The organism is Microbacterium sp. Z10_103, assembly GCF_058310455.1.
In genome coordinates this window covers 2,476,492-2,492,892 of the sequence record NZ_JBZEGK010000001.1, presented here as the reverse complement: position 1 = coordinate 2,492,892, position 16,401 = coordinate 2,476,492, and the positions used below count along the sequence as shown (strand labels likewise).

The following is a 16,401-nucleotide window of genomic DNA, read 5'->3' as shown; positions in this document are numbered from 1 at the left end:
GCGGAGGGCGGATGGTGCGGATTCGGTCCTCCCGAAGCGCCATCTCCTCCCGAACGGCCCGGGGCGGGCGCGCAGCGCGGCTCGCTGGGGTTCCGATGGCCCGAGCGGCTACTGTCGATGCATGCCGGAGACGCCCTCGTCGCGCGCGCAACTGAAGGTCACGCTGCGGGAGCTGGCCTGGACCATCCACCGCCGCGCGCCGGCACGGGCAGGAGTGGGCCCGGTGCCCACGAGCGAGATCGCGCTCCTCAAGCAGGTCATCGACGCGCCCGGCTCGACGATCGGCGAACTCGCCGCCGCACTGGGGCTGCAACAGCCGAACGTGAGCACGGCCGTGCGGCTCCTGCAGCAGCGCGGGTTCGTCGCCAAGGAACCGGATGCGGCCGACCGTCGGATCGTGCGCATCTTGGCCACCGACGACGGTGTCGCGGAACACGCCGCGATCACCGACGCCTGGGCGGAGGGCCTCGGGTCGGCCTTCGACCGCCTCACCCCGGAGCAGCAGGAGACCCTCGACGGCGCTCTCGGCGCCCTGCAAGCGCTGAACAGGTCGCTGCGCGCCCAGTCCTGACGCGCCCCCCGTCGAGTCGCCAAGAATCGATCGATTTGCGCGCGAAACCGCACGTTTTCTGGCGAGTCGACGGGGTGAGGAACCGGGCATTTACCGCTCCGCGCGCCTGGGGTCAATCCGGCGCGGACGACGCGCGCGCGAGAGTAGAAAAGCGTCGCGGGAGCGACGGATGCTCCCGGAGGAAGGGTTGCGCGGATGTCGTCGTCCGGGGTGCAGGTCAAGGAAGTCACGTCGCTCGTTCCCGCACGGATGGATCGCCTGCCCTGGGCGAGATTCCATTGGATGATCGTCGTCGGCCTCGGGTTCTCGTGGATCCTGGACGGCCTCGAGGTGCAGATCGTCGCGGCGAACGGGTACGCCGAAACGCTCGGGATGGGCCCGTTCGAGGTCGGCCTGGCCGGCACCTTCTACCTCCTCGGGCAGGTCACCGGGGCTCTCGTGTTCGGGCGCCTCGCCGATCGGCTCGGCCGCAAGCGGCTGTTCATCCTGTCTCTCGTCGTCTATCTCGCCGGGAGCGCCATCGCGGGCCTCGCGTTCGCCCCGTGGTTCTTCTACATCTGGCGCTTCGTGGCCGGTGCCGGAATCGGCGGGGAGTACGCCGCGATCAATTCCGCCATCGACGAGATCATCCCCTCCAAGTACCGCGGCCGCGTCGACATCGCCATCAACGGAACCTACTGGGGTGGTGCGGCGCTGGGCGCGGTGGCGAACATCTTCTTCCTCAACACCGATCTTCTTCCGCAAGACATCGGCTGGCGCCTCAGCTTCTTCGTCGGCCCCGTGCTCGGCATCCTCATCATCTGGCTCCGCCGTCACATCCCGGAGAGCCCGCGGTGGCAGATGACCCATGGTCGCGAGGATGAGGCGGAGCGCAATGTCGACGCCATCGAGGAGCGCATCCGCAAGGAGGGCAAGACGGTCGAGCCGGTCGACGAGTCCAAGGCGATCACCGTGAAGGAGTACGGCCAGGTGCCGTTCCTGGTCATCGCGAAGGTGCTGTTCCGGAAGTACCCGCGCCGCACGCTCGTGGGCGTGACCATGATGGTTACACAGTCGTTCCTCTACAACGCGATCTTCTTCACCTACGCGCTGGTGCTGGAGAACTTCTACGACACTCCGCCGGCGTCAGCGGGTCAGTACTTCATCATCTTCGCCGTCGGAAACCTCGCGGGCGCGCTCATCCTCGGCCACTTCTTCGACACGTGGGGACGCCGCCGGATGCTGTTCGGCACGTACGTGCTCGCGGGGCTCATCCTGCTCGCCAGTGCCTTCTTCTTCAACGCGGGGGTGCTCACCGCCGCCACCCACACCGCCTTCTGGTGCGCGTCGTTCTTCTTCGCCTCGGCCGGCGCGTCTGCCGCCTACCTGACCGTGAGCGAGATCTTCCCGCTCGAGTTGCGCAGCCAGGTCATCTCGTACGTGTTCTCCGTCGGGCAGCTCGTCGGGGCGATCGCCCCGGCGCTCTACGGCGCGCTCATCGGCGACGGCACCGACCGGGTCCCGCTGTTCTGGGGGTACGTGCTCGGTTCGGCCATCATGATCATCGGCGGTGTCGTCTCGGGCATCTTCGGAGTCAGCGCCGCGGGCAAGTCGCTGGAGGACATCGCCGATCCGCTGTCGCTCGTCGAGGGTGCGAAGGACGGGGTTACGCCGGGGAACGGGCAGGGCGCGCGGACGTAGTCGATCGCCGCGCGCGCACCGCCGCCCGACCGCCCTCCCTGTGGACTCTCGTGTTAGGAAGGACCAGTGACCTCCCCACCGCCCGCCGTCCGCACGGGCGCGGAGGATCCCGGCCCCGCGATCGTGGTCATGGGGGTGTCGGCCGCGGGGAAGTCGAGCGTCGCGGCCGCGCTGTCGGAGCAGCTGGGCACGCCGTGGACGGACGCCGACACCCTGCACACGCCCGCCAATGTGCAGAAGATGAGCGCCGGCGAGCCGCTGACCGATCAGGACCGGGCGCCGTGGCTGGATGCGGTCGGGAAGGTCCTCGCGGAGGGCGCCGCAGCAGGCGGCATCATCGTCGCGTGCTCCGCCCTTCGTCGCGCCTACCGCGATCGCCTCCGCCGGCACGCTCCGGAGGCAGTCTTCGTTCACCTCACCGCGCCCGCCGAACTCCTCGCCGCCCGCGCGGCGGCGCGAACGGGGCACTTCATGCCGGTCACCCTGCTGGCGTCGCAGCTCGCGATCCTCGAGCCGCTCGCCGCGGACGAGCGCGGCGTCGTGGTGGACGTGACACCGCCGGTGGACGAGGTCGCCGCCCGGGCCGTGCGTGCACTGAACCAGCTCCCGAAGCGGGTCGGGGGCTGACGCGCGGGTAGCGTTTCGGCATGGCGACACGTCTGCTGCTCATCTCCGACACCCACATCCCCGGGCGGGCGCGCGCCCTTCCCGACGCGGTGCGGCGTGCGGCGGATGACGCGGATCTCATCATCCACGCGGGGGACTGGGTGACAGCGTCCGTCCTGGACGACCTCCAGACACACGGCGAGGTCCTCGGGGTCTGGGGAAACAACGACGGCGCCGACCTGCGGGAGCGGCTCCCGGAGGTCGCCCGTCGGACCGTCGAGGGCGTCTCTCTCGCCGTGGTGCACGAGACCGGCCCGGCGAAGGGCCGCGAGGCACGCATGGAGGTGGCGTACCCCGACGTCGATGTGCTCGTCTTCGGGCACAGTCACATCCCATGGAACACCACCACCCCGCGCGGGCTCCGCCTGCTGAACCCGGGCTCGCCGACCGACCGGCGGCGCCAGCCGCGCCATACCCTCATGACCGCGGTCGTCGATGACGGCGTGCTGCGGGAAGTGAATCTCGTCCCGCTGTAGCGTCACGGACCGTGTTCCGCGAACGCCCCGCTTGACAACGATGGGGCGTGACCGTTTACATGGGGTTTAGTCAGACTTAACACTCCGGCGGACAATGGTTTGCCGGGGATGACAGCGCCGCGCGAGGACGCGCCGGCGAGAACCATGTCGAGGAGGCCCCGCATGTCGAGGTTCGTCGTTCGGCGCGCGCAGGATGCGGAGTACCGGCACCCTGGTGCGCTCGCCCCCGGCGCCGTCGGCGTCACCCGATGGCGGGCAGTCGGTGAGGACGACGGCGCCGCGCACACCGACTTCGGGATCACCCGGCTGGCCCCGGGCGGGCGGACGGCCACCCACGTCCACTCGTTCGAGGAGAGTTTCCACGTGCTGGAGGGCGAGGTCATCCTGGCCACGCCGGAAGCGACGGTCCGGCTGGTCGCCGGCGACTACGGCGTGCTGCCCATCGGTGTGCCGCATGCGTGGCGCAGTTCAGGCGACGCCGCCGCCGCATGGGCCGACCTCCTCACTCCACCCGCCCGGGCCCGGCGCGGCGACGACACCTACCGCGTACCGGAGCTCCCCGTCTCCGCCCCCGTCGACGTCGACACGCGCGACCCCCGCACCCGCTCCTTCGGCAATATCCGCGCCGAGCACATGGATGCGGGACGCCAGTCGCAGGAGCTCTTGGCGGTTTCCGCCAGCATGCGCACGGCCCTGCTGGTGTACAGCGGCATCACCCTGAAGATGATGGTCGACTCCGACCTGGGCGCCACCCTGGGGACGCTCTTCATGGTGCAGTACGAGCCCGACGGTAAGGCCGGCGCCCACGACCACCCGCTGGAGGAGGCCTACCTCATCCTCGAGGGTGAAGTGGCCGCGACCTTCGACGGTGAAGAGTTCGTGCTGGCGCCCGGCGACATCGCCTGGGCGGGCGTGGGATGCGTGCACTCGTTCGCCGCGACCGGCGCCGAGGTGCGGTGGCTGGAGTCCCAGTCCCCGCAGATGCCGCCGCGACATGCCTACCGCTTCGCGCGGGACTGGGAGTACCTGCAAGAACGACTCGAGGGAGAGAACATATGACTGGACGCACGATTCTGGTGGCCGGTGGATCGTCCGGTATCGGGCTGGAGCTGGCGAAAGATCTCGTGGCCGGGGGCGATTCGGTGATCCTCACCAGCCGCAGCCAGGAGACGGCCGACGAGGTCGCCGCCGGCATCGGTCCGGGAGCGTCGGGCCTCGCCCTGGATGTCTCGGAGCCGGAGGGCATCGCCGAGCAGCTCCGCGGCGTCGGCCCGCTGGACGGCCTGGCGATGGTGGCCATCGAGCGCGATGCGAACACCATCCGCGACTACGACATCGCGCGCGCGGTGCGCCTGGTGACGCTGAAGCTGGTCGGGTACGCAGAGACGGTTCACACGCTGCTGGACCGGCTGGCGCCTTCCGTCGACACCGGCATCGTGCTCTTCGGCGGCCGGGCGAAGGATGCCCCGTACCCGGGGTCGACGACCGTGTCGAGCATCAACGGCGGCGTGGACGGCCTGATGAATACCCTCGCCCACGAACTCGCGCCCGTGCGGGTGAATTCGCTTCACCCCGGCATCATCGGCGACAGCCCGTTCTGGGCAGGTAAGCCCGAGGGGGTGCTGTCGGCGTACGAGAGCCGCACCCCCGGCGGAGAGCTGGCCACGATGTCCGATGTCGTCGATGCCACGAAGTTCCTGCTCTTCAACCGCGGTATGAGCGCCCACAGCCTCTACGTCGACCGCGGCTGGCGCATCAGCTGACACCGACCCGCGCACGAGACGACGGAGAACCGGCGTGCGTCGTCCTCCGGCGGGAGTCCTCCTTCCGCTCATCATCTTCTGGTCGACCCTCGATCGCTCGCTGATCCTCCCTCTCGTTCCGGGGATCGCGGGCGATCTCGGGGTCAGTGTGGCCGTGGCCGCGGGCGCCATCACGTCCCACGCACTGGCGTATGCGGGTTTCCAGTTGATCTGGGGACCGCTGTCGACGCGGTGGGGGCGCGTACGGGTGCTCGTGCTCTCGACGTCGCTGGCGGCCCTGGCCAATCTCGCCAGCGCCCTGGCGCCCGATATCGGGACGTTCCTCCTCGCGCGGACGGCCTCGGGCGGTGCCTTCGCCGCCACCTTCGCGGCCGTGCTCACCTACGTCGGCGACATGCTGCCGCTCGCGCGCCGGCCATCGGCCATGTCCAACCTCGCCTCCGCGACGGCGCTCGGGCTGGCCGTCGGGACGGTGGCGGCAGGCGCGATCGGGTCGCTCACGACGTGGCGCTGGATCTTCGCCGGCTTCGCGCTGATCACGGCCGTGCTGGTGCCGTTCCTCGCCCTGCTCCCCGAAGCGCCCGGACGCGGGACGGAGCGCATCCTGGCGCAGGTGTCCCGCCTCGCACGAAACCCCTGGGCGCTGTCGGTGTGCGCCCTCGTGGCGCTGGAAGGAACGCTCCTCATCGGGATCTTCAACATCCTCCCGGTCGCGCTGCAGCAATCGGGGGAGGACGTCTTCGTGGCGGGGCTCGTCACGGCGGCCTTCGGCGTCACCGTGGTGCTGGTGAGTCAGCTCATGAAGCTCATCGTGCAGCGCGTGAAGGCGTGGGTCTTCCTCGTGGCGGGCGGGGTCAGCGCCACCGCAGCCTTCGTCGTGCTGACGGCGCAGGTGTCGGCGTGGAACGTCCTGGCCGGCGCCGCGCTCATGGGCGTGGCGTGGGCGCTCGCGCACACGACGCTGCAGACGTGGATGACGGATGCGGCGTCGGACTCCCGCGCGCTGGGGATGACCCTGTTCTCCATCAGCCTCATGCTGGGGGGCGCCCTCGGCGCGGCGCTCGGCGCCCTCGCCATCGACGCGCACGCCTTCGGCGGGCTGTTCGCGGCCGGAATCGGAGGCGCGGCCCTGTTCGGGACGGCAAGTGCGGTGGCACGTCGGCGATATCGAGTTCGTGAGGATTGACACGCGCTCCGGTGGACTCTCCGCGAGAGTGAACACTGCCCTGAACAATCGTGCAGTGGGAGTTGACAGATGAGGGTTTCCGCTGCTTCACTTAGGCCACCAAGACCCGCCTGACATCCCCGACGACGTGGAAGGTCTGATACATCGGTGTTCGAACCTGTCTTCCTTGCGCAGCAAGCGCTGAACGGGCTGAGCTTCGGAGCTCTCCTGTTCCTCCTGGCCAGCGGCCTCACGCTGGTGTTCGGCCTCATGCGCATCGTGAACATGGCGCACGGCGCGTTCTACGTGCTCGGCGGCTACATCGGCGTGGTGATCGCCACCCTCACCGGCAATCTGCTGCTGGCCGTGCTCGTCGCCATCCTCACCGTCGCGATCACGGCCTTCCTGGTCGAAGTGGTCCTGCTGCGCTTCGTCCGTGGGCAGGAGATGCCGGAGGTGCTGCTGACCATCGGCGTGTCCTTCGTCATCGCCGACGTGTGCCTGGCGATCTTCGGCGGTGACCCGCAGAACCTCCCCAACACGGTGAAGATCCCGGGCGCCCTCATGATCGGGGAGCTCGTGTACCCCTGGTACCGGATCTTCGTGATCGCTGTCGCGCTGGTCATCGGCATCGCCCTCGCGCTGGTGCAGTACAAGACGCGGGTGGGGGCGATCGTCCGCGCGGGGGTCGACGACCGCGAGATCATCACCGCCATGGGGGTCAACATCCGGTGGGTCTTCACCGGCATGTTCGTCGTCGGAGCGGCCCTGGCCGCCATCGGCGGAACGATCGGCGCCGGAGTGCAGAGCATCCTCCCCGGCGTGCAGAACGAGGTGCTGCTGTACGCCCTCGTCGTGATCATCATCGGCGGGTTGGGAAGCATTCCCGGTGCCGCCGTCGGGAGCGTGCTCATCGGACTCATCGACGCGTTCGCCAAGGCCTGGATCCCCGAGCTCGCCTACTTCACGATCTTCCTTCCCATGGCGCTCGTGCTCGTGCTTCGCCCCACGGGCCTCTTCGGAAAGGCGGCGTGATGAGCAACCGCATCGTCGAGACCCGCACCATTCGCACCGCCGGCGCGCCCCGCAACAGGCGCGCCTTCACGATCAACCTGATCCTGCTCGGGGTCGTCCTGCTCATCGGCATCGCGCTGCCGTACCTCGGCGCCTCCAGCTTCGCCGTCTCGCTGACCTCGACCATCCTGATCGCGGCCACCCTCGCCTCCAGCGTCAACTTCCTCGCCGGCCAAGGGGGCATGGTCTCCCTCGGACACGCCGGCATCGCCGCCGCGTCGGCCTACGGTGCCGGGTGGGCTTCGCGGCAGGGTATGGACCCGGGGATGCAGGTGGTCTTGGCCCTCGGGATCACCGTGGTGGTGTCGCTGATCTACGGCCTGCTGTCCATGCGCACGAACGGCATCTACTTCCTGATGGTGACCCTCGCCGTCGGCATGCTCATCTACGGTCTGGCCTTCCGGTTGTCCACGGTCACCGGCGGCGAGAACGGAATCTCCGGGATCCAGCGACCGGAGTGGATGGGCTCCTACTGGATGTTCTACTACGTGGTGCTCGCGATCTTCGTCGTCCTGACCGCCGCCCTGTGGGTCGTGGGGAACTCGCCGTTCGGCGCGAGTCTGCGCGGGGTCCGCGACAGCGAGAGCCGCATGCGCAGCCTCGGCTACAGCGTGGCGTCCTACAAGCTCGGCGCATTCATGATCTCCGGCACGGTCGCCGGCCTCGCGGGGCTTCTCTCGGTCTGGCACACCCACTTCGTGAGTCCGTCCTCCGCCGGCGTCGACCGTTCGGTGCACCTGATCGTCATGGTCATCCTCGGAGGCATCGGAACGCTTCTCGGACCCCTGATCGGCGCAGCGATCGTCGTCCTGGTCGAGAACGTGCTGTCCAGCTACGTCGACCGCTGGCCCACGCTCCTGGGCCTCATCTTCATCCTCGTGATCCTCTTCGCGAGAGCAGGCATCGCCGGAAGCGTCCGCAAGCTCATCAACCGATGGAGGCAGCGGCGGTCCACACCCGAGTCCGGTGATCGGGGAGCGCCCCCGGGGCACACCGTGCCCGAACCCGCAACAACCAACGAGTGAAGAAGGAAGGACCTGCAATGACCTCAACGATGATGTCGAAGCGCGGCCGCCGCGGGGCGGTGGTCGCGAGCCTGAGTGTCGTCGCCGCGCTGGCGCTGGCCGCGTGTGCTCCCCCGGGAGCGGCGGAACCGAACGAAGACCCCTCCGAGGCATCGGCGACCGGGACGCTCAAGGTCGGCTTCATCTCCCCGACGACGGGCAACTTCGCCGTCGCCGGTCAGGAGATGGTGGACGGCTGGAACCTGTACTGGGAGACGAACGGCACCGAGGTCAACGGCGTCACCGTCGAGACGATCGTCGAGGACGATGCCGGAAACCCGGAGACCTCCCTGACGAAGGCGAGCAAGCTCGTCGACCAGGACCAGGTCGACGTTCTCGTCGGCCCCCTCATCGCGAACACGGCCCTGGCCGTGGCGGAGTACGCCGCCGGCGTGGGCATCCCCAACCTCCACCCGGTCGCCGCATCCGACGACCTCACGCAGCGCAACGCCAACGACCTGACCGTCCGCACCGGGTCGATGGGCGGTTCCCAGGCGAACCACGCCGGGGGCGAGTGGGCGGCCACCGAGGGCGACGCGAAGACGGCCGTCACGCTGTGCGCCGACTACGCGTTCGGATGGGAGTCGTGCGCCGGGTTCGCGCAGGGCTTCGTGGCCAACGGCGGAGAGATCGTGGAGCAGATCTGGTTCCCGAACTCCACCACCGACTTCTCGACGTACGCCTCGCAGATCCAGGCGGCCGACGCCGACGTCGTCTACGTCGCCACCGCCGGTGGCGCGCCCGGTCCGAACTTCCTCAACGCCTACCTGGGGCTGGGGTTGCCGATGGACAAGCTGCTGATGAACTGCTGCGCCGCCGACCAGGGCACCCTCCGCGCCATGGGCGACCAGATCATCGGTCTCCGGTCGGTCAGCTACTGGGCCGAGGGCCGGGACAGCGACGTCGTGAAGGAGTTCGTCGACGTCTACAAGGAGTTCTCGGGCGGCAACGTTCCGGGTGCCTACGCTGCCGGCGGCTACGTCACGGCGTCGCTGGTGGCCTCGGTTCTCGAGGAGCAGGGCTACGTCACGGGTGAGGACCTCGTCGCGGCAATCACGGAGTACACGTTCGAAGACAGCATCTTCGGCCGCGTGTCGTGGGACGAGTACAACAACACGATCGGTCCGGTGTACATCCGCGAGGTCGAGAAGCTCGACGACGGGCTGCTGTACAACGTGCCGATCGCAGAGGTCGAAGACGTCGACCAGTGGCTCGGCCGCACGCCGGAAGAGGCGCTGGCGCTGCCGACCTACTCGCAGACCTTCCAGGGACTCGAGTAGTGACCGATACGACCATGGCGAAGGCCCCGGACCCGCGCGGGTCCGGGGCCCCCGCCCCCGCGCTCGTGGTGAGCGGGCTGGGAAAGCGATACGGCGGCGTTCAGGCCGTCGACGACATCTCCCTGACCCTCGCCCCGGGCGAGCGCATGGGGGTCATCGGACCCAACGGCGCGGGCAAGACGACCCTGTTCAAGATGATCGCGGGCGACGTCCCGCCCTCGGCGGGCACCATCGAGCTGTTCGGGCGCGACGTCACCCGCCTGAGCACCGCCCGGCGGGCGCGTCTCGGTGTGGGGCGCACCTTCCAGGTGTCGAACCTCTTCCGCGAGATGAGCGTGCTCGACAACGTGCGGGTGGCCGCGCGCGGCGGCTCCGCCAAGGCGCGCGTCTTCTGGCGTACGCAGGGCATCAGCGACGAGGTGAGCCGCGCCTCCATGGAGATGCTGGACTCGGTCGGGCTCTACGGCCGCCGCGACGACACCGTGGCCGACCTCTCGCACGGGGAGCAGCGTCAGCTGGAGATCGCCATGGCGCTGGTCACCGAGCCGCGCCTGCTGCTGCTGGATGAACCGGCTGCGGGCCTCTCGGCGGTCGAACGCACGACGCTCCGCCGCCTCATCGAAGAGCTTCCGCGCACCCTGCCGATCCTCCTCATCGAGCACGACATGACGCTCGCCCTGGGTCTCACCGACCGTGTCATGTGCATGGAGAACGGCCGTCACATCGTGACCGGGACGCCGGAGGAAGTCCGCGAGCATCCCGTCGTCAAGGAGATCTACCTGGGAAGGCGTGACAAGAAGTGACTCTTTCGGTCTCGGGTCTGCGCGCCGGATACGCCACCGCGCAGGTTCTCAACGGCGTGGAATTCACCGTGGGCGACGGGCAGAGCGTCGCGCTCCTCGGTCGCAACGGCATGGGCAAGACCACCCTCGTGCGCGCGATCTGCGGCCTCCGGCCTCCCGCCGTGACCAGCGGCACGATCGTGTACGACGGCGTGGACATCACCAAGCGGCCGAGCCATCTCATCTCCCGCGCGGGCATCGCCCTGGTGCCGCAGGGGCGGCGCGTGTTCGGGTCGCTCACCACGCTGGAGAACCTCAAAGTCGTGCCGCGTCGCCGGCAGACGAAGCTCGAGCCCTGGAGTGTCGAGCGCGTTTTCGAGTTCTTCCCGCGGCTGGCGGAGAGGTCGGGGTCGATGGCCCGGTCGCTGTCCGGCGGCGAGCAGCAGATGCTCGCCATCGGCCGAGCGCTGATGACCAACCCGTCGCTGCTGATCATGGACGAACCGAGCGAAGGCCTCGCCCCCAGCATCCTCGATGTCATCCAGGACCGCCTCGCGGGCCTGCGCGCCTCCGGACTGTCCATCCTGATCGCCGAGCAGAACGTCGACCTCGCCCTCGACATCGCCGAGCAGGTGATCGTCATCGACGACTCCGGCACCATCGCCTGGTCGGGCCTTCCCGCGGAGCTTCGGGCGGACGACGAGCTGCTCGAACGTCACCTGAGCATCTGAAGGCTCTGCCGTGCCCGCTCTTGCTCTCCCTCTCGTCGACCTCGTCCTCCGCGGCGGGCGCATCGCCACCTTCGCCGACCCCGGTTCCGGACCGGCCGAGGTCGAGGCGATCGCGATCGCCGGCGGCCGCGTCGTGGCGGTCGGGTCCGACGCCGAGCTGGCTCCCTACGCCGAACTCGCTTCACGCGTCATCGACCTCGGGGGGCGCCGCGCGCTTCCCGGCCTGAACGATTCGCACATCCATGCCGTTCGCGGCGGCGTCTCGTGGGCCGGCACGATGCACTGGGAGGACGTCCGCTCGGTCGGCGAGGCGCTCCAGCGCGTGCGCGACGAGGCGGCCCGGCGCGGTCCGGGCGCGTGGGTCAGCGCCATCGGGGGCTGGCATTCCAGCCAGCTCGCCGAAGGGCGCGCGCCGACCCGCGCGGAACTGGACGACGCCGCCCCCGACAACCCGGTGTACCTGCAGGAGCTCTACGACCGGGGCATCCTGAACACCGCCGGGTTGCGTGCCGCCGGCCTCCCCGACGGCACCGGTGAACTGCACGGCATCCGGGAGTTCGGCGGACCCACCGCGCTGGCTCTCGCCGACGTCGGCGACCCCGAAGACGGCGTGCGGCAGATGTTCGCCGCTTTCGCCGCGTACGGGCTGACCGGGGTGGTGGATGGCGGCGGGCTCATGGTGACCCCCCGGGACTACGACCCGCTGTACGCCGTGTGGCGACGGGGCGACCTCGACGTGCGCGCCCGCTTGTACATCTCCGCGTGGACGCGTGGCGGGGAGGTCGAGAACATCGACCGCCTCACGACCCTCGTGCAGCCCGGTAGCGGTGACGGGATGCTGCGGGTCAGCGGTGTGGGTGAGATCCCGCACCTCGGCTGCCACGACATGGAAGGCTTCGAGGCGCTCGAGATCGCCGAAGCGCCGTACCGCGAGCTCGTCGACATCGTGCGCCTGTGCGTGCAGCGGGGGTGGCGGATGAGCGTGCACGCCGTGCTCGATGCGACCCTCGGACGCATCCTCGACGCCTGGGAAGAGGTCGAACGGGAGAGCGGGGGAGTGGCCGGCGCCGGGTTCTCCATCGTGCACGCCGACGAGGCGTCGCGGGGAAACCTGGAGCGCCTGGCGCGGCTCGGGGCGGGCGTGCTCGTGCAGAACCGGCTCCTGCTGAAGGGCGGCGACTACGTCGACGCCTGGGGCGAGGAGGCCACCGCCTCGGCGCCTCCGCTCGGAGACCTCCGCGAACTCGGCATCCTCGTCGGTGCGGGCACGGACGCAACCCGTGCCAACTGGTATTCGCCGTGGGCGTCGATCTGGTGGCTCGTGACCGGGGGCACCCTCAGCGGACGCGGTGTGCGCGACGAGCGTCACCGGCTCTCGCGGGCCGAGGCGCTCGCCGCCTACACGCGCGACGCCGCGTGGTTCACCGGAGAGCAGGGCCACCGCGGCAGGCTCCTCCCGGGCTTCGACGGAGATGTCTGCGTCCCCTCTCTCGACCCGTTCACGTGCGCGGAGGACGCCCTCCCTGATATCCGCAGCGACCTGACCGTCCTGGCCGGTCGCATCACCCACGATGCCGGAACGCTCAACGCAGAGCGGCCGGAAGGAGACGAATCGCCATGACCGCGGTCCCCGAACCCCGACGCGTCGGCAACGCCGAGATCATCCACCATGAGGGGTACGACGATCAGATCGTCAGCCCCTTCGTGCCCGCCATCCGCACCGTGTCCAACGCGCGGCTCGTCTTCATCAGCGGCGTGACGGGTGCGCCCGTGTACCACGACCACCCGCACGTGCCCGCCGTGTTCGATGCGATGCCGATGGATGCTGCGGGCCAGGTGCGCAACGCCTTCGACCATCTCGACCTCGCCCTCCAGGCGGCGGGATGCCAGCGCCAGGACGTCGTCAACATGATCCGGTTCTTCACCGACGTGGACTCCGACCAGGACGTCGTGAACGCGCATCAGGCGGCGTGGTTCGGCGGCCACATCCCGACGAGCTCTACCGTGCAGGTGACCCGGCTGGCGACAGACCCGCGACTGCGTTTCGAGTTCCACGTCGTCGCCGCCGCCCCCGCGTGACGCGCGCCCGACCCACAGCTTGATTCCCCCGGTGCCGGCGTTCGCCGGCATCCCCCGCCTCCGGCAGCGCCGGAACATTCAGAAGGAGACGACATGACGGACAGCAAGCCCACAGTGGGGTGGATCGGCGCGGGCCGGATGGGCACGCAGTTGGCGACCCGGCTGCTGACGGCGGGCTACGACGTCGCCGTGTACAACCGCACCCGCGCGAAGGCGGAACCGCTCGCCGAACTCGGGGCGACGATCGTCGACCGCCCGGTGGAGCTCGCCGGACGGGATGTGGTGTTCGTGATGGTCTCCGCGTCCAAGGACCTCGAACAGGTCATGCTCGGCGACGGGGGTCTCCTGACCGATCCCGAGCGGGCCCCGAAAGCGATCGGCGACTCCTCCACGGTCTCCATGGAGATGAGCGCGCACATCCGTGCGGCCGCCGAGGAACGCGGGGTCGGCTTCCTCGCGACGCCCGTGTCGGGCAACCCGAAGGTGATCGCCGCGGGCAAGCTCACCGTCGCCGCATCCGGGCCTCGGGAGGTCTTCGACCTCGTCCGGCCGCTGCTGGAGACGTGGGGTCGCGGGGTGACGTACGTCGGCGAGGGGGAGGCTGCCCGCATCGTGAAGATCGCGCACAACGTCTTCCTCGGTGTCGTCATCCAGAACATGATCGAGATCACGCTGCTCGCCGAGAAGGCAGGGGTGAAGCGGGCCGACTTCCTCGAGTTCCTCAACGACTCGGTCATGGGCTCGCCCTACAGCCGGTACAAGTCGCCGGCACTGGTCAACCTCGACTTCGCGCCCACGTTCACGCCGGTGCTGCTCCTCAAGGACCTCGACCTCGGACTCGCAGCGGCGCGGGAGCTGGGCGTCGTCATGCCGGTGACGGCCGTCACGCGTGAGATCGTGGCGACCGAGGTCAACGCGGGCAACACGGAGCAGGACTTCGCCTCGATGATCCTGCGCGCAGCGGCGGCGTCGGGGATCGACCTGCAGGCCGAGAACGTCGGAGTCGATGACGGGCTGGAGCCGCAGTCATGACGCACGCGTCCGGCTCCGGTCACGACCACGGCGGCTCGCCGGGGCGGCGCTTCGAGCGGCCCTCGGCGCGTCCGCCGGGGGTGCGGCCGATCGGCGCACCCGGCCAGAACGGCGTCGACTACGAGCGGCGGGTCGACTTCGACCGGTTGCGGTCGTATCGGCTCGGCCGGGCTCAGGCGGCGCTGGAGGCCAGTGACTGCGGAGCTTTCCTGCTGTTCGACTTCTACAACATCCGCTATACGACCCAGACATGGATCGGCGGGGCGCTCGGCGACAAGATGATCCGCTACGCCCTGCTGATGCGCGGGCGCGACCCGATCCTGTGGGACTTCGGCTCGGCCGTGCGCCACCATCAGCTCTACTCCGACTGGGTGCCCGACGAGAACTACCGGGCCGGGTTCCTCGGGTTCCGCGGTGCGGTGGACCCCGAAGGCGGTGGCCTCATGCGCGACGCGGTCGCCGAGATCGTGTCGCTGCTGAAGGAGGAAGGGCTCGCGGATGCTCCGGTGGGCCTCGACATCGTCGAGCCGCCGTTCCTCTTCGAAATGCAGCGGCAGGGGCTCCGGATCGCCGACGCGCAGCAGGCGATGCTGGATGCCCGCGTCATCAAGAACGCCGACGAGATCCTGCTGCTGAACCAGGCCGCCGCCATGGTCGACGGCGTCTACCAGGACATCGCCGAAGCCCTGAAGCCGGGGGTGCGCGAGAACGAAATCGTCGCACTCGCCAACAAGCGTCTCTACGAGTACGGCAGCGACCAGGTCGAGGCGGTCAACGCGATCTCGGGTGAGCGGTGCAATCCGCATCCGCACAACTTCACCGACCGCATCATCCGGCCAGGCGACCAGGCGTTCTTCGACATCATCCACTCCTTCAACGGGTACCGCACCTGCTACTACCGCACCTTCGGGGTCGGCTGGGCCACCGCGAGCCAGCAGGATGCGTACAAGCAGGCCCGCGAGTGGATGGATGCGGCGCTGGATGCGATCCGGCCCGGAGTCGGGTCGGACCAGGTGGCGGCGGTGCTGCCGCGGGCCGAGGACTTCGGCTTCGCGAACGAGCTGGCTGCATTCGGACTGCAGTTCGCGCACGGCCTGGGGCTGGGCCTGCACGAGCGACCGATCATCTCGCGGCTGAACTCGATGAAAGATCCCGTCGAGCTGCGCCCGGGCATGGTGTTCGCGATGGAGACCTACTGCCCCGCATCAGACGGGATCTCGGCCGCACGCATCGAGGAGGAGGTCGTCGTCACCGACTACGGCATCGAAGTGCTCACCAAGTTCCCCGCACAAGATCTTTTCGTGGCGAATCCCTACTGACCCGCTGGGTAAAGTTCGTTCAGCGGAAGGACACACATGACAGCGGTACTGGGCGGACGAATCCGCGAGGCGCGGCAGGCGCGCGGACTGTCTCTGCGGGCCACCGCGGCGGCGGCATCCATTTCACCCAGCCTGTTGTCACAGGTCGAGACCGGAAAGGTGCAGCCGTCGGTCAGCACGTTATGGGCGATCGTGACCGGCTTGGGTCTGTCGGTGGACGACGTCTTGCGTGACACACCTGTCGCGCCGGAGTCGCCCGCCCCGGCCGCTGCCGCCCGTCGGTCCGCCCTCGGGGAGCCGGTGCAGCGCCGCGAGGATGCGCCGGAGATCTCCATGACCAACGGCGTGACGTGGCGCGGGCTGGCGGTATCGGGCCCGGGGGTCGATGCGGTGCACGTGACGTATCAGCCGGGGGCGGCGAGCTCGCTCGATGACAGTCACATGCGGCACGAAGGCGTGGAGTTCGGTTATATCGTGCGGGGTGAGCTGACGCTCAAACTCGACTTCGACACCTACGTGCTCCGGGTGGGCGACTCGTTCAGTTTCGACTCGATGCGCCCGCACCTCTACCTCAATGAGTCCGGCGCGGTCGCCGAGGGGGTGTGGTTCGTCACGGGGCATGCGCGTCCGGCCTCGTCCGAGCCCGAGGCGGCCGGGGAGCTCCGCGATGCCGTCGACGTGCTGGATGCGATGAGCCGACTGTCGGGACGGAACTGACG

General features: G+C 69.2%; 17 protein-coding genes. All 17 read left to right on the top strand.

All coding sequences use genetic code 11. The features are described 5' to 3' along the window. Positions 1-121 precede the first annotated feature (121 nt). The 17 genes from AC4FS2_RS12120 (at position 122) to AC4FS2_RS12040 (ending at position 16,399) form a co-directional block, all read left to right on the top strand. Entirely contained in the window at positions 122-571 is a 450-nt protein-coding gene (locus tag AC4FS2_RS12120) for a MarR family winged helix-turn-helix transcriptional regulator (RefSeq protein WP_491156603.1), read from the top strand. Positions 572-766: 195 nt separating this feature from the next. Then, complete coding sequence (locus AC4FS2_RS12115; protein WP_491156604.1) at positions 767-2,251, top strand: MFS transporter; 1,485 nt, start codon at positions 767-769, stop codon at positions 2,249-2,251. A 66-nt stretch (positions 2,252-2,317) separates the two neighbouring features. Further along, positions 2,318-2,878, top strand: coding sequence for a gluconokinase (locus tag AC4FS2_RS12110; protein ID WP_491156605.1), 561 nt, complete (start codon positions 2,318-2,320; stop codon positions 2,876-2,878). 20 nt (positions 2,879-2,898) lie between these two features. After that, the gene (locus AC4FS2_RS12105) at positions 2,899-3,393 is read left to right on the top strand and encodes a metallophosphoesterase family protein (protein ID WP_491156606.1); all 495 of its coding nucleotides are present in this window, start codon (positions 2,899-2,901) and stop codon (positions 3,391-3,393) included. Positions 3,394-3,555: 162 nt separating this feature from the next. Continuing rightward, positions 3,556-4,452, top strand: a complete 897-nt coding sequence (locus AC4FS2_RS12100; RefSeq protein WP_491156607.1) for a cupin domain-containing protein — start codon at positions 3,556-3,558, stop codon at positions 4,450-4,452. Then, positions 4,449-5,156: an SDR family NAD(P)-dependent oxidoreductase gene (locus tag AC4FS2_RS12095; protein ID WP_491156608.1), complete on the top strand. Its 708-nt coding sequence runs from the start codon at positions 4,449-4,451 to the stop codon at positions 5,154-5,156. The genes AC4FS2_RS12100 and AC4FS2_RS12095 overlap by 4 nt, the downstream gene beginning before the upstream one ends. 34 nt (positions 5,157-5,190) lie before the next feature. Next, positions 5,191-6,342: an MFS transporter gene (locus tag AC4FS2_RS12090; protein WP_491156609.1), complete on the top strand. Its 1,152-nt coding sequence runs from the start codon at positions 5,191-5,193 to the stop codon at positions 6,340-6,342. Positions 6,343-6,489: 147 nt separating this feature from the next. Further along, a complete protein-coding gene (locus AC4FS2_RS12085) occupies positions 6,490-7,356 on the top strand; it encodes a branched-chain amino acid ABC transporter permease (protein ID WP_491156610.1) in 867 nt (288 codons plus the stop codon). Next, the gene (locus AC4FS2_RS12080) at positions 7,356-8,420 is read left to right on the top strand and encodes a branched-chain amino acid ABC transporter permease (protein ID WP_491156611.1); all 1,065 of its coding nucleotides are present in this window, start codon (positions 7,356-7,358) and stop codon (positions 8,418-8,420) included. Before AC4FS2_RS12085 ends, AC4FS2_RS12080 begins: the two co-directional genes overlap by 1 nt. A 17-nt stretch (positions 8,421-8,437) precedes the next feature. Then, on the top strand, positions 8,438-9,739 hold the full coding sequence (locus AC4FS2_RS12075) for an ABC transporter substrate-binding protein (RefSeq protein WP_491156612.1): 1,302 nt from the start codon (positions 8,438-8,440) through the stop codon (positions 9,737-9,739). Then, positions 9,739-10,542: an ABC transporter ATP-binding protein gene (locus tag AC4FS2_RS12070; protein ID WP_491156613.1), complete on the top strand. Its 804-nt coding sequence runs from the start codon at positions 9,739-9,741 to the stop codon at positions 10,540-10,542. Before AC4FS2_RS12075 ends, AC4FS2_RS12070 begins: the two co-directional genes overlap by 1 nt. Then, positions 10,539-11,252: an ABC transporter ATP-binding protein gene (locus tag AC4FS2_RS12065; protein WP_491156614.1), complete on the top strand. Its 714-nt coding sequence runs from the start codon at positions 10,539-10,541 to the stop codon at positions 11,250-11,252. The genes AC4FS2_RS12070 and AC4FS2_RS12065 overlap by 4 nt, the downstream gene beginning before the upstream one ends. A 10-nt stretch (positions 11,253-11,262) precedes the next feature. Beyond that, positions 11,263-12,873, top strand: a complete 1,611-nt coding sequence (locus AC4FS2_RS12060; RefSeq protein WP_491156615.1) for an amidohydrolase — start codon at positions 11,263-11,265, stop codon at positions 12,871-12,873. Further along, the gene (locus AC4FS2_RS12055) at positions 12,870-13,331 is read left to right on the top strand and encodes a RidA family protein (RefSeq protein WP_491156616.1); all 462 of its coding nucleotides are present in this window, start codon (positions 12,870-12,872) and stop codon (positions 13,329-13,331) included. Before AC4FS2_RS12060 ends, AC4FS2_RS12055 begins: the two co-directional genes overlap by 4 nt. Positions 13,332-13,424: 93 nt before the next feature. Beyond that, entirely contained in the window at positions 13,425-14,363 is a 939-nt protein-coding gene (locus tag AC4FS2_RS12050) for an NAD(P)-dependent oxidoreductase (RefSeq protein ID WP_491177261.1), read from the top strand. After that, entirely contained in the window at positions 14,360-15,682 is a 1,323-nt protein-coding gene (locus AC4FS2_RS12045; RefSeq protein WP_491156618.1) for a M24 family metallopeptidase, read from the top strand. Before AC4FS2_RS12050 ends, AC4FS2_RS12045 begins: the two co-directional genes overlap by 4 nt. A 36-nt stretch (positions 15,683-15,718) precedes the next feature. Continuing rightward, a complete protein-coding gene (locus AC4FS2_RS12040; protein WP_491156619.1) occupies positions 15,719-16,399 on the top strand; it encodes a cupin domain-containing protein in 681 nt (226 codons plus the stop codon). The last annotated feature ends 2 nt before the right edge of the window (positions 16,400-16,401 follow it).